The sequence below is a fragment of the bacterium SCSIO 12696 genome (genome assembly GCA_024397955.1).
GTDB lineage: Bacteria > Pseudomonadota > Gammaproteobacteria > Pseudomonadales > Porticoccaceae > SCSIO-12696.
This window is the reverse complement of sequence record CP073744.1, coordinates 652,013-665,942: the sequence shown is the minus strand read 5'-3', so window position 1 is coordinate 665,942 and position 13,930 is coordinate 652,013. Positions and strand designations below refer to the sequence as shown.

Annotated in this window: 14 protein-coding genes; 10 read left to right on the top strand and 4 right to left on the bottom strand. The window is 49.8% G+C overall.

Annotated features, from left to right (window positions below; translation table 11 throughout):
• Window positions 1-2 precede the first annotated feature (2 nt).
• Both nqrM and KFE80_03060 read left to right on the top strand, forming a co-directional pair.
• Window positions 3-251: a (Na+)-NQR maturation NqrM gene (nqrM, locus tag KFE80_03065; protein ID UTW45904.1), complete on the top strand. Its 249-nt coding sequence runs from the start codon at window positions 3-5 to the stop codon at window positions 249-251.
• 202 nt (window positions 252-453) lie between these two features.
• Window positions 454-660, top strand: a complete 207-nt coding sequence (locus tag KFE80_03060; GenBank protein UTW45903.1) for a cold-shock protein — start codon at window positions 454-456, stop codon at window positions 658-660.
• 77 nt (window positions 661-737) lie between these two features.
• Here KFE80_03060 and KFE80_03055 read toward each other — a convergent pair whose 3' ends face one another.
• Window positions 738-1,043 carry a hypothetical protein gene (locus tag KFE80_03055; protein ID UTW45902.1) on the bottom strand — a complete coding sequence of 102 codons (306 nt, stop codon included), beginning with the start codon at window positions 1,041-1,043 and terminating at the stop codon, window positions 738-740.
• A gap of 162 nt (window positions 1,044-1,205) precedes the next feature.
• Here KFE80_03055 and KFE80_03050 point away from each other — a divergent pair, with 162 nt between their 5' ends.
• The 3 genes from KFE80_03050 to KFE80_03040 are packed head-to-tail and all read left to right on the top strand — an operon-like array spanning window position 1,206 to window position 4,406.
• Entirely contained in the window at window positions 1,206-2,462 is a 1,257-nt protein-coding gene (locus KFE80_03050) for a lipoprotein-releasing ABC transporter permease subunit (protein UTW45901.1), read from the top strand.
• Window positions 2,463-2,494: 32 nt separating this feature from the next.
• Window positions 2,495-3,187 carry a lipoprotein-releasing ABC transporter ATP-binding protein LolD gene (lolD, locus tag KFE80_03045; protein ID UTW45900.1) on the top strand — a complete coding sequence of 231 codons (693 nt, stop codon included), beginning with the start codon at window positions 2,495-2,497 and terminating at the stop codon, window positions 3,185-3,187.
• Window positions 3,180-4,406: an FtsX-like permease family protein gene (locus tag KFE80_03040; GenBank protein UTW46602.1), complete on the top strand. Its 1,227-nt coding sequence runs from the start codon at window positions 3,180-3,182 to the stop codon at window positions 4,404-4,406. The genes lolD and KFE80_03040 overlap by 8 nt, the downstream gene beginning before the upstream one ends.
• 61 nt (window positions 4,407-4,467) lie before the next feature.
• On the opposite strand, the gene KFE80_03035 is transcribed toward KFE80_03040, so the two are convergent.
• Window positions 4,468-5,025 (bottom strand): DUF2062 domain-containing protein, encoded by a 558-nt coding sequence (locus KFE80_03035; GenBank protein ID UTW46601.1) that lies wholly within the window; start codon window positions 5,023-5,025, stop codon window positions 4,468-4,470.
• Between the two features lie 206 nt (window positions 5,026-5,231).
• On the opposite strand from KFE80_03035, the gene KFE80_03030 reads away from it, so the two are divergent.
• The 5 genes from KFE80_03030 (at window position 5,232) to prpF (ending at window position 11,845) form a co-directional block, all read left to right on the top strand.
• A complete protein-coding gene (locus tag KFE80_03030; protein UTW45899.1) occupies window positions 5,232-5,918 on the top strand; it encodes a GntR family transcriptional regulator in 687 nt (228 codons plus the stop codon).
• An 18-nt stretch (window positions 5,919-5,936) separates the two neighbouring features.
• Window positions 5,937-6,827 carry a methylisocitrate lyase gene (gene prpB / locus KFE80_03025; protein ID UTW45898.1) on the top strand — a complete coding sequence of 297 codons (891 nt, stop codon included), beginning with the start codon at window positions 5,937-5,939 and terminating at the stop codon, window positions 6,825-6,827.
• A gap of 62 nt (window positions 6,828-6,889) precedes the next feature.
• Window positions 6,890-8,011, top strand: coding sequence for a 2-methylcitrate synthase (gene prpC / locus KFE80_03020; GenBank protein ID UTW45897.1), 1,122 nt, complete (start codon window positions 6,890-6,892; stop codon window positions 8,009-8,011).
• 30 nt (window positions 8,012-8,041) lie between these two features.
• Window positions 8,042-10,636, top strand: coding sequence for a Fe/S-dependent 2-methylisocitrate dehydratase AcnD (gene acnD / locus KFE80_03015; protein UTW45896.1), 2,595 nt, complete (start codon window positions 8,042-8,044; stop codon window positions 10,634-10,636).
• 24 nt (window positions 10,637-10,660) lie between these two features.
• Complete coding sequence (gene prpF, locus KFE80_03010) at window positions 10,661-11,845, top strand: 2-methylaconitate cis-trans isomerase PrpF (GenBank protein UTW45895.1); 1,185 nt, start codon at window positions 10,661-10,663, stop codon at window positions 11,843-11,845.
• 100 nt (window positions 11,846-11,945) lie between these two features.
• Here the strand turns inward: prpF and KFE80_03005 are convergent, their stop codons facing one another.
• Together KFE80_03005 and KFE80_03000 are read right to left on the bottom strand one after the other, a co-directional pair.
• On the bottom strand, window positions 11,946-12,632 hold the full coding sequence (locus tag KFE80_03005; GenBank protein ID UTW45894.1) for a DUF4276 family protein: 687 nt from the start codon (window positions 12,630-12,632) through the stop codon (window positions 11,946-11,948).
• Window positions 12,632-13,768 carry an ATP-binding protein gene (locus tag KFE80_03000; protein ID UTW45893.1) on the bottom strand — a complete coding sequence of 379 codons (1,137 nt, stop codon included), beginning with the start codon at window positions 13,766-13,768 and terminating at the stop codon, window positions 12,632-12,634. Before KFE80_03000 ends, KFE80_03005 begins: the two co-directional genes overlap by 1 nt.
• Window positions 13,769-13,930: the final 162 nt, after the last annotated feature.

Here is a 13,930-nt window from a genome sequence, read left to right as displayed (position 1 = left end):
TTATGCTGACATTTGTTCTCGCAATTGTTTTGGTTGTGTTGTTAATTGCCGGTATGGCCATTGGCGTGATTATGGGCCGTAAGCCTCTGGCGGGCTCTTGTGGCGGTGTAGGGGCTGCGCTCGGTGAAGACGACTACTCTTGCGACCTGTGCGGTGGTGACCCCAAAAAGTGTGAGTCTCTGCAAAACGATGAGGGTGCTGATACTTCTTTGGCTTATGATGCCACTCGCAAAGATTCACCAGGCCGTTAAATTCCAGTCTTTAGCCTGTCATAACTTTGTCATTGACCCACTGACCGGTATAGCTATAATCCCCGCGTGGGATTCAGTTTTTACCTTGGTACGTGTAAGGTCGTGTTATCTCTTCACAGATACACATTCGTTAGCTCCAGGCAACACCTGTTTTCCATTCCACGCCGGAAGGCAGTAATGTGTAAATTTGAAGGAAAGATCCATGTCTCAAACCACTGGTAAAGTAAAATGGTTCAACGAATCCAAAGGTTTTGGTTTTATTGAACAAGAATCTGGCCCCGATGTTTTTGTACACTTCAGTGCAATTCAGGGCGACGGCTTCAAAACCCTGGCCGAAGGCCAAGCGGTTAGCTTTAACGTTGTTCAAGGCCAGAAAGGTCCTCAAGCAGAGAACGTAAATCCTGAGTAAGGTTGTTTTTGCGGAATAACGAAAACGGGCGCTACTGAATCAGTAGCGCCCGTTTTTTTTATGAGCTTAAATAACGCCTATTTAGTGGCTTTCGCAGAGCCTTTTAATACTGCGTGCAAAACCCGGTTATGCTCAAAGTACACCACGTAATCTGCATACTCCCAGGATGAAATGGGTGGGTCACCAACTGGGCCATTTTGTTTCTGTGGTTCGCCAAACTTATCTTGCACTTGCTGTTTGGTTTCACCGTTGCGAGGCTTTTCGAGGCTTTGCTTTTCGGGCGCTTGCTGGCCTACGGGGATCTGAACTTCATCGGCATTGGCTGCTCCAACAAAAAAGGCACCGCCAGCGACCAGGGTTAGGAGAGTTGTTGTTATTTTCATCAGTTTGTCCACCATCGGTTCTTCCGTTCAACCCTTATAGTAGGTGCTCAGCGTTAAAGTGCAAGTGGTGGCGGTAAGAAAGCGCACCAGATCACAGTTGTACCGGGAGTGTGAATTGGGTTTAATCCCTGCACTTTTTATAAAAACGACCGTTTGCCCTCAATGATCCAAAACCTGCCTCTATTTATCGGGTTGCGCTATATCCGCAGCAAACGCCGCACGGGTTTTGTCTCCTTCGTATCCGGCTTTTCCTTTGGTGCCATGGCACTTGGGGTAATGGCGCTGATTATTGTGTTGTCTGTCATGAACGGCTTGGCCGGGCAAATATACAGCCGCGTCCTCAATGTGGTACCGCATATGGTCTTGCAGTCGGTAAATGGCGACAGCGCGGATCAACAGGTCATTCAGCAGCAGGCTAACCAGCTGTCTCAAAACAACGCTGTGGAAGCACTGGCGCCCTTTGTACAGGGCTACGCCATGCTGCGCTTGCAGAACCGCACTGAAGGGGTGCAAGTGCAGGGGGTTATTCCAGAGCGCGAGCAAGCGGTCAGCCAAATAGACGACAACATGCTGTTGGGCGACTTTTCACTGCTGGCCCCGGGAGAGTTCGGGGCGATTATCGGCGCCCAGACAGCGCGAACCCTTGGGGCAGTAGTGGGCGATAAAATTCGTATGACGCTACCCACTGTGTCGAGAACCCCGATGGGGCTGTTTGCCCGAGAAAAAAACATCACCGTGATCGGGGTGTTTGAAGTGGGTGCCCAAGTGGATGGCGGCCTGATGTTTCTTCACCTGGCGGATGCCCAACGGCTGTACCGTAAGGGCGGCAATATCGATGGCATGCGAATTCGCCTGCAAGACCCAATGGCTGCGCCACAGCTGGCAAGTACGCTGCAATCCTCTCTATCTTCTGAGTACCGTTTGGTGGACTGGCAGGAACAGCTGGGCAGCCTGTCAGCGGCCATCCGTATGGAAAAAGTCGTCGTTGGCTTGTTGTTGGCTATTGTAATCGCAGTAGCGGCGTTCAACATTGTCGCCAATCTGGTAATGATGGTGTCTGAAAAGCGCAAAGATATCGCTGTACTGCGTTCTATGGGCGCATCTGCTGCCCATGTGGTGGGCGTGTTTATGATTCAGGGAACGGTGACGGGCTTGTTGGGCGTGGCGGTAGGCGCGCTGCTGGGCTGTGTGTTGGGCGCCTCTGTGGGCGACATTGTCGCCTGGTTTGAACAGCTGCTGGGTGCCACGGTGTTTGATCCGGATGTGTATTACACCACCACCTTGCCTTCAATTTTGCTGTCTACGGATGTGGTTACCGTGTGTGGTGGTGCCATTATGATGAGCTTATTGGCAACCATTTACCCGGCTTGGCAGGCGTCCCGTGTGCAACCGGCAGAGGCGTTGCGGTATGACCATTAGTGCGCTTTAACATTGATTGGAACAATCAGGAAATGACCGAATTAACTGTGCTGCAGTGCACCAACCTCACCAAGACCTATCATCAGGGGCCGGAGACCATTGACGTTCTCAGCGGCTTGAACTTGGCGGTAGCTCGGGGCGAATCCATTGCCATTATTGGGGCTTCAGGCTCTGGCAAAACCACGTTGCTGAACCTGCTCGGAGGGCTGGATGACCCTACTGAGGGCTCAGTTGCTATTGCCGGCAAAGAGCTTGGTCCCTGCTCAGAAAATCAGCGCGCCCGCTGGCGCAATCAGCACCTGGGGTTCGTGTACCAGTTTCACCACCTGCTGCCGGAGTTTAGCGCTCTGGAAAACGTGGTGATGCCACTGATGATTGGTAAAAAGCCCGCTAAAGAATCCCGTCAATTGGCTGAAAAAGTGCTTGCCCAAGTTGGTTTGGCAGAACGTTTAAATCATAAACCGGCGGAGCTGTCGGGGGGCGAAAGGCAGCGGGTCGCCATCGCCCGCGCATTGGTCGCCGAACCCGATTGTGTGTTGATGGACGAACCCACTGGTAATCTGGATTCCGATACCGCAGAGTCTATTTTGAATCTGTTGCTGCGCCTGAATAAAGAACGTCAAACCAGTTTTGTGGTGGTGACCCACGATCGTCATGTGGCCGCACAGATGGCGCGCACACTGAAGCTGGAACGCGGTCAGCTGCAGGAGGTGGAGCCTGTTTAATCGAATCCCCCTGTTTGTTGGTCTAAGGTACTTTTTCGCCAGCTCCGGCAACCGCCTGGTCTCGTTTATCTCCGGCTTGGCGGTCACTGGGCTTGTGTGCGGTGTTGCGTTGTTGATTGTGGTGCTGGCGGTAATGAACGGTTTTGACCGCGAATTACGCACCCGTATTCTCGACCTGGTGACTCACATTCAGGTGTATGAGATTGGTGGGGTCAGTGACCTGTCAGGTTTGACCCAGAGAGTACAACAGCGCCCCGGGGTGCTTTCGGTAACACCATTTACTGAAGTCAACGGCATGCTGACTCACCGGGGCAGGGTGCAACCGGTTGTGCTTCACGGCGAGCGTTTTGGCGAGGGTAACCCGGCATTGCAAAGCCACTTAAAACTTGGCGCAGCTGAGGGTGTTAACAATCCGTTATTTATTAGCCAGAAAATGGCCGATAAGCTGAATACCAAGGTGGGTGACCATTTGCGTGTTGTGATTCCGGCGGCTACTGATTACAGCGGTGGTGGCCGAGCTTCGCGCATCGTGGTGTTTACACTGACTGGGGTTTTCAATACCGGTACCGAGCTCGACCAGCATTTGGCGGTCACTCGTTTGTCTGTGGCCAATGAGCTTGCCGGTCTAGGTGAAAACCCTCAGGCATTGCAAGTTCAGGTAGACGATGTGTTTGCAGCGCGTCAGATTGGCTACCGCCTGCAAAGGGATATCGCCGGTGTGTACATTCGCGATTGGAGCAGTCGCTATGGCAACCTTTATCAGGCGATTCAGGGGTCGCGCAATCTGGTGTTAATCCTGATATTTCTGATTGTGGCAATTGCTGCTTTTAACGTGATTTCTATGTTAGTGATGGCTGTTATCGACAAGCGGCCAGCGATCGCCATTCTCAAAACGTTGGGCTGTAGCAACACAGACATACTCGGTATTTTCTTTGTCAAAGGCAGCCTTATTGGCCTGATGGGCTGCGTAATTGGCACCGGTTTGGGCGTGCTGATTGCCAGCTATGTGGGCCAGTGGGCCAAATGGTTAGAAGAAAAACTGGGGATGACACTTCTCAATACCGAAGTGTATCCCGTGGATGTGCTGCCATCGCATTTGCTGTGGAGCGATGTCGGTGTAGTGGTGGCGGTCGCCTTTACCTTGAATATGCTGGCCACCTTGCACCCGGCTTGGCGGGCTGGGAAAGTGCGTCCGGCGGATGAGCTGAGATACGAATAAAAGAAGTCTTTGAGAGAGAATTATTTGCGGGTTGCAGAAACTTGAGTTTGTAATCCGTAATTTATTTCCGTTGTTTTCGTTTCCCCCAGTTATGCACCACATGCCAACGCCATAGTAAACGTACCGCCCAGTAGCTCAAAAAACCGAATACCGTCGCGCAGGCCAGGCTGCCAAGCACTAGTGGCTTCAGGAATTTTGCCCCTTCATTTTTTAGCCATTCCCAATCGATTGCAGAAAGCCAGTTGCCGTCCAGATTATTAAACCATTGCCAAATAGCTTCCAGAGTAAGTGTTGGTTCCATATTTAGGAGCAGGCAGCCTACTAAGTAGGCCCCATAAAACATTGGAGGCATGGTAAGAGGGTTGGTAATCCACACTAAGCCTGCAGCAATTGGCAAATTGCAGCGCAGCCAAAGAGCCAGTAACGCAGCGACTAGCATTTGGAAGGGAATGGGAATGAACGCCATAAATACGCCCACCATAAACGCCAGTGACACAGAGTGGCGAGTCAGGTGAAACAGGTTGGGGTCTTCCAGCAATGGGCCGAGCCAGCGTAGCCCCCGTTGACGGGTGACTTTCTCGGGATCAGGCATCCAGCGGCGTATCAGTTTTCTTGGCATGGTGGGTACGACTTTATTTTTATCGGTAAATTCCATGAGATCCCGCAATCCATTATGACGCCAATGCCCAGGCAATGAAACTACTCGGTCACGAAGTGTGACAGTTGTCCTTTGGTTGGCTTTTTGTCGACAATGTATCCGTATAGATTGTCTTTAAGCGCTTAAAGGCATATTATTTGCCAAAATCGTCAGACAATTTTGGTGTAATGTCTTTAGATAGCTACTCAGAAACCCCTCAGTCCGCGGTTGATCAAGTCTACGCAACCCTGATGGCTCAGATTATTACCGGCGAGATTGCCAGCGGCTCCAAAATCAGCGAACCGGAATTATCCCGTAGTCATCAGGTAAGCCGCTCCACCGTGCGCGAAGCCATCAGTCGCCTGGAGGCCTCTCGGCTGATCACCCGCCGCATTAATGTAGGCGCGCGAGTAGCCACATTAAGCGTGGATGAACTCTGGGAGTTGTACGAAATTCGCGAATCGTTGGAGGGGTTAGCCTGCCGCCTGGCGGCACGCAATATGAGCGAGGCAGAAGTGGCGGCTTTACAGCAGTTGGTGGAAGCCAGCTGCCAGCAGGCGGACAACAGCAATCAAGAGCACTATCGCAGCGGTGATTTGGACTTTCATTACCAGGTTATTCACGGCAGTAAAAACAGCAATTTGATCAAACTGCTGTGCGATGAGCTCTATCCCAAAGTGAGCATGTACCGTTACCAATTCTCTATGGGCACCCCACGAGTCAAGGCGGGTTTTAATGAACACCGTTTTATTGCCGACGCCATCGCTGATGGTGATGGAGAAATGGCAGAAATGTTGATGCGCCGGCATATCCGTACTTCTCGGCGGCATGTGGAGGCGCAGCTTAGCAAACGCGCAGAAGACACCGGCCAGTAACTAACAGCGAGACCTCATATGAGCAACACTCAGACCCCCGGCACTCGTTTTCGTCAGGCAATTGTCGATAACAAGCCATTACAAGTAGTGGGTACCATCAACGCCTACTGCGCCATGATGGCGGAGCGGGTAGGGCACCAGGCTATTTACCTGTCGGGAGGTGGTGTTGCCAACGCTTCCTACGGCTTGCCGGATTTGGGCATGACCAGCCTTAACGATGTGCTTGAAGATGTGCGTCGCATTACTTCCGCTACGGAATTGCCGCTACTGGTGGATATCGACACCGGCTGGGGCGGCGCTTTCAATATCGCTAAAACCATTAAGGATATGGACAAAGCGGGAGCGGCGGCGGTGCATATTGAAGACCAGGTGGCGCAGAAACGCTGTGGCCACCGACCCAATAAAGAAATTGTTTCCAAAGAGGAAATGGTGGATCGGGTTAAGTCAGCGGTAGACGCTCGCACCGACCACAGCTTTTTTGTGATGGCTCGTACTGACTCTTTCGCTCAGTGTGGCTTGCAGGAAGCTATTGAGCGGGCCCAGGCTTTTGTAGAAGCGGGGGCCGACGGCATCTTCGCTGAAGCGGTTACCGAACTGGAACACTACCGTGCCTTCCGTAACGCGCTGGATGTGCCCATCCTCGCCAACATCACTGAATTTGGTCAGACACCGCTGTACAACAAAGAAGAGCTGGTCGCCAGTGGTGCAGACTTGGTGCTGTACCCACTCAGCGCTTTCCGCGCCATGAATAAAGCGGCTCTCAATGTGTACCAACACCTGCTGGACGATGGTGACCAGACAGCCGTTGTCGACACCATGCAAACCCGTATGGAGCTGTATGACTTTTTGAACTACCACAGCTACGAGCAGAAGCTGGATAGCTTGTTTGCGGAAGGAAAAAACAAATAGCAGTTGATTGCTACTCACGCTTTCGCGGAGATGGCAAATAATTCAAACAAGAGGTTTTTGTAATGACTAAAGAACTCGGCGGCGCCGGCCTGCGAGGCCAGGTAGCGGGCAAAACAGCACTCTGTACCTGTGGCGTGGAAGGTTCTGGCCTGACCTATCGTGGCTATGAAATAGAAGACTTGGCAGCCAATTGCGAATTCGAAGAGGTGGCGTACTTAATTCTGAAAGGCGAGCTGCCCAACAGCCAACAGCTGGCTGATTACAAGGCCAAACTAAAAACCCTGCGCGGCTTGCCTCAGCCGCTCAAAGACGTGTTGGAACGTATCCCGGCTAATGCTCACCCTATGGATGTAATGCGTACCGGTTGTTCTATGTTGGGCAACTTGGAAACAGAGTTGGACTTTTCTGAACAGCAGGAAAAAACTGACCGGTTGTTGGCGGTGTTCCCAAGCATTATTTGCTACTGGTACCGCTACAGCCACGATGGGGTTCGTATAGAAACGGAGACAGACGATGATTCCATAGGCAGCCACTTTCTCACCATGCTCCATGGCAAGGCGCCGCGCAATCTGCACGTTAAAGTCATGCACGCCTCACTGGTTCTTTACGCGGAGCATGAATTTAATGCATCAACGTTTAATGCCCGGGTAACGGCTTCCACACTGTCTGATTTGCACTCTTGCATTACTGCAGCCATCGGTACGTTGCGTGGCCCATTGCACGGTGGCGCCAATGAAGCAGCCATGGCCATGATTGAAAACTGGCAAACCGCTGATGAGGCGGAGCAGGCAGTTCTTGGCATGCTGGAGCGCAAGGAAAAAATTATGGGCTTTGGGCATGCGGTTTATCGGGAATCCGACCCCCGAAATGCCATTATCAAAGGCTGGTCAAAACTGCTTTCCGAAGATGTGGGCGATACTCGTTTATACGACGTTTCTGCTCGGGTAGAAGCAGTGATGAAAAGGGAGAAAAATCTGTTCTGCAATGCGGATTTTTTCCACGCATCTTCCTACCACTTTATGGGAATTCCGACGAAATTATTTACGCCCATTTTTGTGATGTCGCGTCTTACCGGCTGGGCTGCTCATGTATTTGAACAGCGTGCAGACAACCGCATTATTCGCCCGTCGGCGGAATATATTGGGCCGGAATCGCGCACGGTTGTGCCTATAGCTGAAAGGTAAACGTGCGCCGTTGTTGCGAGCAGTAAATATATGAATACCCAATACCGCAAACCACTCCTCAATACTGGGCTCGATTATTTTGATACCCGCGAAGCAGTGGAAGCCATCGAGCTGGGCGCTTATAACAAATTGCCCTATACCTCCCGTGTGCTGGCAGAGAATCTGGTTCGCCGTTGTGCGCCAGAAGCATTAACTGATTCTTTAAAACAGATTATCGAGCGCAAACGAGACAAGGATTTCCCCTGGTTCCCGGCGCGAGTGGTGTGCCACGATATTTTGGGCCAAACTGCTTTAGTGGACTTGGCGGGCTTGCGAGATGCTATTGCCGATAAGGGCGGCGACCCGTCGCAAATTAACCCGGTAGTGCCCACCCAATTAATTGTGGATCATTCATTAGCGGTGGAACATGCGGGTTTTGAGCAGGACGCTTTTGAAAAAAACCGCGCCATTGAAGACCGCCGTAACGACGACCGCTTTCACTTTATCAACTGGACCAAAACCGCCTTTGATAACGTCGATGTCATTCCACCCGGCAACGGCATTATGCACCAGATTAATCTGGAAAAGATGTCGCCAGTAGTGCAGGTACGCGAAGGTGTTGCTTTTCCCGATACTTGCGTGGGCACCGACAGTCATACACCTATGGTAGATGCCTTGGGTGTTATTTCTGTGGGGGTTGGTGGTTTGGAAGCGGAAAGCGTGATGCTGGGCCGCGCCTCCTGGATGCGCTTGCCGGATATTGTCGGTGTGGAGTTAACCGGTGAATTGCAACCGGGCGTTCTCGGCACCGACTTGGTATTGGCGCTTACCGAGTTTTTGCGCAATGAGCGAGTAGTGGGAGCCTATCTGGAGCTCTTTGGTGAAGGCGCTTCCAAACTCAGCTTGGGCGACCGTGCCACCATCGCTAATATGACGCCAGAGTTTGGGGCCACTGCTGGACTGTTTTTTATCGATGAACAAACCATCGACTACTTAAAGCTCACCGGCCGAGACGACGAACAAGTGCAGCTGGTGGAGCAGTACGCCAAACACACTGGCTTATGGGCTGACAGCTTAAAAAACGCCGAATATGAACGCGTACTGCGTTTTGATTTATCCACAGTTGGCCGCAATTTGGCCGGGCCTTCCAACCCTCACGCCTTACTACCTGCGGCACAACTGGCAGAGCGGGGTGTAGCGGCAGACTACACGGAAACAGAAGGGCAAATGCCCGATGGCGCGGTCATTATTGCGGCCATCACTAGTTGCACCAATACCAGCAACCCGCGAAATATTATCGCCGCTGGCCTGCTCGCGCGAAATGCCAATCGCCTGGGTTTAACTCGCAAGCCCTGGGTCAAAACCTCGCTGGCTCCCGGCTCCAAAACCGTAAAAATGTACCTCGAAGAAGCGCAATTACTTCCGGAATTGGAGCAATTGGGTTTTGGGGTCGTGGGTTTTGCCTGCACCACCTGCAATGGTATGAGTGGTGCTTTAAACCCAGTTATTCAAGAAGAAATTGTTGATCGCGACCTGTACGCAACAGCGGTACTTTCCGGTAACCGTAACTTCGACGGACGTATTCATCCCTACGCCAAGCAGGCATTTCTGGCATCGCCACCACTGGTGGTGGCTTACGCTCTGGCTGGTTCCATTCGCTTTGATATCGAAAAAGATGTGCTTGGCCATGACGCTAATGGCAAGCCCATTACTTTGAAAGATGTTTGGCCCAGCGATGGAGAGATCGATGCCATCGTCAAACAAAGCGTTAAACCGCAACAGTTTCGTGATGTGTATATTCCCATGTTTGATCTGGAAAAAGGCAAAGCAGAGCTAAGTGCACCTCTGTACAACTGGCGCCCGCAAAGCACCTATATCCGCCGCCCGCCGTACTGGGAAGGTGCACTGGCTGGTAAGCGCAGCCTCAGCGGATTACGGCCACTGGCAGTACTGGGTGACAATATCACCACCGATCACCTGTCGCCCTCCAACGCGATTCTTGCCAGCAGCGCCGCCGGTGAATACCTGGCCAAAATGGGCCTGCCGGAACAAGATTTTAATTCCTACGCCACCCACCGGGGCGATCACCTCACTGCCCAACGAGCTACCTTTGCCAACCCCAAACTGTTTAATGAAATGGTGAAAGAGGGCGCAGAGGTGGTGCAGGGCTCGCTGGCCCGAATAGAACCTGAAGGCAAAGTCACCCGTATGTGGGAAGCCATCGAAATCTATATGGAACGCAAGCAGCCGCTGATTATTATCGCCGGTGCGGACTATGGTCAGGGCTCATCTCGTGACTGGGCCGCCAAGGGCGTTCGCCTGGCGGGTGTTGAAGTGATCGTGGCCGAAGGCTTTGAGCGCATTCACCGCACCAATCTGATTGGTATGGGCGTACTGCCCCTGGAATTTCAGCCTGGCGTGACTCGCCATACCCTGAATATCGACGGCACCGAAACGTACGATGTAATCGGTGAGAGAAACCCTGGCGCACAACTGACCCTGACGATTACCCGCAACAATGGCGATAAAAAAGAAGTGCCGGTTACCTGCCGCCTAGATACGGCGGAAGAAGTGTCTATTTACGAAGCCGGTGGCGTGCTGCAACGCTTTGCTCAGGATTTTTTGGAAGCAGACGAAGCAATTTAATGTCTTTTGTGAGTAGGTAAAACTATGCCCCACAAACCCCAACTGAAAATTCCCGCCATCTATATGCGTGGTGGCACCAGCAAAGGCGTATTCTTCCGCCTGCAAGATCTGCCGGAATCGGCACAGGTCCCCGGCAAAGCACGCGACCAATTACTGCAACGCATCATCGGCAGTCCCGACCCTTACGGTAAACAAACCGACGGCATGGGCGGCGCCACATCCAGCACAAGTAAAGCGGTGATTGTTTCCAAAAGCAGCCAGCCGGATCACGATGTGGACTACCTGTTCGGCCAGGTATCCATCGACAAGCCCTTTGTGGACTGGAGTGGTAACTGCGGTAACCTATCCTCGGCGGTGGGGCCTTTTGCCATTCACAGTGGTTTGCTGAACCCAGATCGTATTCCCGAAAATGGCGTAGCGGTGGTGCGTATCTGGCAGGCCAATATTGGCAAAACCATCGTAGCTCATGTGCCCATCACCGACGGTCAGGTGCAGGAAACCGGTGACTTTGAACTGGATGGCGTTACCTTTCCCGCCGCAGAAATTCAGCTGGAATTTATGGAACCGGCGGACGGAGAAGGGGCACTTTTTCCTACTGGAAATTTGGTAGACACACTTGAGGTACCAACAACGGTGGCTGAGTCGGGTCAAATAGATGCCACACTGATTAATGCCGGTATTCCTACCATCTTTGTGAATGCTGTTGACCTTGGCTACAACGGCACCGAATTGCAGGGCGATATCAACAGTGATGAAAAAGCGTTAGAGTGTCTTGAAATATTGCGTGCCCACGGCGCTTTAAAAATGGGTTTGATCAATACATTAGAAGAAGCCGCCCAACGCCAGCACACACCCAAAGTCGCTTTTGTCGCGCCGCCAAAAAGCTATACTGCTTCCAACGGTAAAAACATCGAAGCGGATGCTATCGACCTCAATGTACGCGCACTTTCTATGGGTAAGCTTCATTACGCGATGATGGGTACTGCTGCCGTGGCTATTGGCACAGCAGCAGCTATTCCCGGCACATTAGTGAATTTGGCAGCGGGTGGTGGTGAGCGTAATGCAGTTGCCTTTGGACATCCGTCCGGTACGTTGACGGTGGGGGCTGAGGCTGTAGAAAACGGTGGTCATTGGCAAGTTAAAAAGGCCATAATGAGTCGCAGTGCTCGCATATTAATGGACGGGTTTGTGTGGGTGCCGTTTTCGTGACTTTGTGTATGTAAGGCCAGCAGAGAGGGGCTATACATCAAAAGGGAATACTGCGGAAGAATACTCTTCTATCGAGCACTGTTTTTGGCGTACTTTTCTTTTACTGCATGAAGCTATCTATATATTTAAGAAATACTTTTAAGCGGCTTACTTTTTCAGGTAGAACCGTATACATTTCTTCGTAATCTAATGCATCAACAGTACGATTTACTTGATTTCTTTTTTTTCGATAGGATTTTCCGGCGATACTATAAATATTTTTTAGCAGTGATGCGGGTTGTTCTACATTTTCTGCATTGTGCTCTACAGGGTCAAATCCTGTTTCGTCTATTATTGCTTGTCTAGTGAGGCGATTATCTATTTTTACGTAGTGATTACTTTCCTGTAAAAACCAAGCTTCAATCTCCATGACTGCTAGACAGAATTCGATTTGTAAGCCTTTCGTAGGTACTCCCGTTCTCAGACCGCGTTCTAATTGATTGATTTCTGATGCGGGGATCGGGTACGTATCTCTCAAGCCAATGACAATGTCATAATTAGCTCGAATTAAACGGTCTCTATTTTCTAGTATTCTAGTTTTAACCGAATCGTCATTATTGCAGTCGACAATTAATACAAAGTATTTTTTTATGTCATTCGAGTGTTTGTTCGAAATAATAATGTTCTTTGCGTTAGACTCTTCTTGAAATTCAATATTTTTCTCGCCTGCTACTTCAATTAATAATTTTTTAACAAAAATTGATTCTGTTTGTCCCTCAACAAACAAGGCCATTTTCCTTTGGCTCATCAGTTTTCACCTAAAAAATACTCGTTGGAAAAAAAGTCGAAATTACTTAGACCTATATATTCGAAGTCTTTAAATTCTTTGGGGGAATTGGATTTATTGTAAACCCTTACAATACTGCCTTCCCGATTTAAAATACACCAGTACTCCAAGTCTACAGCGTTCATTATGAACCTATCATTTGTGGTCATAAATAACTGAAAGTTGTTGCTTAAGGATTTTTCTATCAAAAGAAGAATGGTATTTGCCGATCTGGTGTAATCCAATCCTTCTCCAATGTCATCAACAAATATAGATGCGGGAGTTTTTTCGTATATATTGAAATTTAGCTGTATAACTAAAGCTAGTGCTCTGAACATTCCTTGAGACATCTGTATTTGGGGGGTAATGCAGTTTAGATCTCTTTCTTGCACGACAATGCTTAGTAGCTGTCTATTTTCTGACATATATTCGCTTATGTTCGCTACAGATATGTCGGTGCAGTCATATCCAAGAGCGCGAAAGTCATCCAAAACGGCATCCTTATATTCGCTTCCATGTTTTTTAAAGGCACGATCGAATATGCCCACCACATAGTTGGGGTCAACAACATTGTCTTGTGATTCTGAACCTTCCTTGGTTAATAGGGCGGGTGTTCCTAGGAGGTTTCTCCCAAATTCAGACCCAAACAGATAATGTTTTGTTGATTTTCCCCATGCATATAGTTTTTCTAGGAATGGGTGTTGAATTGAGTCCCGCCTAAATACAACGGCCAGCTCGGTAGTTGGAGTTTGAAAGCGCATATTTTTACCAATCTCAGCGGCAAATATAACTCCCTCACCACTTTCACTTCTATTTAGTACCTCTTGGTCATCTATCACGAGCTTCTCTTCTACCACGTGATAATCATTGATGTTTAGATCATAGTTGTATTTTTCACCATCAAATAAAAACGAAGCCTTGTATGTACCACATTGGTATAGCCCTTTCTTCTCACCAGAAATAAGCTTGGCTAGTCCAGTTAAAACATTTAGTAAGCGCGTTTTGCCAGTTGAATTTTTTCCAACAATTAGATTTACTTGGCCGAATTCCGCATCAGAAAGAATCCACTCTCTGTCCTGCCCTTTAAATTCACTAAAGCTTAATGATAAAAGCTTCACAGCTCATCTCCATAGTTAAAATTTTTGTTGCCTTGCTGGCTCATACACTTAACAATTTGTGCATATCTAGAGTATGTAATAAGCGATTTATGTTTGTATGCTTCAGGTAAATAATTTTTTAACTAATATTTTCTCTTATCTGTTGGTAGTGTTCTGAATTGA

Excerpts from the sequence above, each read along its gene's own strand:
- nqrM (UTW45904.1), top strand. The coding sequence starts at position 3 with ATGCTGACATTTGTTCTCGCAATTGTTTTGGTTGTGTTGTTAATTGCC.
- KFE80_03060 (UTW45903.1), top strand. The coding sequence starts at position 454 with ATGTCTCAAACCACTGGTAAAGTAAAATGGTTCAACGAATCCAAAGGT.
- KFE80_03055 (UTW45902.1), bottom strand. The coding sequence starts at position 1,043 with ATGAAAATAACAACAACTCTCCTAACCCTGGTCGCTGGCGGTGCCTTT.
- KFE80_03050 (UTW45901.1), top strand. The coding sequence starts at position 1,206 with ATGATCCAAAACCTGCCTCTATTTATCGGGTTGCGCTATATCCGCAGC.
- lolD (UTW45900.1), top strand. The coding sequence starts at position 2,495 with ATGACCGAATTAACTGTGCTGCAGTGCACCAACCTCACCAAGACCTAT.
- KFE80_03035 (UTW46601.1), bottom strand. The coding sequence starts at position 5,025 with ATGCCAAGAAAACTGATACGCCGCTGGATGCCTGATCCCGAGAAAGTC.
- KFE80_03030 (UTW45899.1), top strand. The coding sequence starts at position 5,232 with ATGTCTTTAGATAGCTACTCAGAAACCCCTCAGTCCGCGGTTGATCAA.
- prpB (UTW45898.1), top strand. The coding sequence starts at position 5,937 with ATGAGCAACACTCAGACCCCCGGCACTCGTTTTCGTCAGGCAATTGTC.
- prpC (UTW45897.1), top strand. The coding sequence starts at position 6,890 with ATGACTAAAGAACTCGGCGGCGCCGGCCTGCGAGGCCAGGTAGCGGGC.
- acnD (UTW45896.1), top strand. The coding sequence starts at position 8,042 with ATGAATACCCAATACCGCAAACCACTCCTCAATACTGGGCTCGATTAT.
- prpF (UTW45895.1), top strand. The coding sequence starts at position 10,661 with ATGCCCCACAAACCCCAACTGAAAATTCCCGCCATCTATATGCGTGGT.
- KFE80_03005 (UTW45894.1), bottom strand. The coding sequence starts at position 12,632 with ATGAGCCAAAGGAAAATGGCCTTGTTTGTTGAGGGACAAACAGAATCA.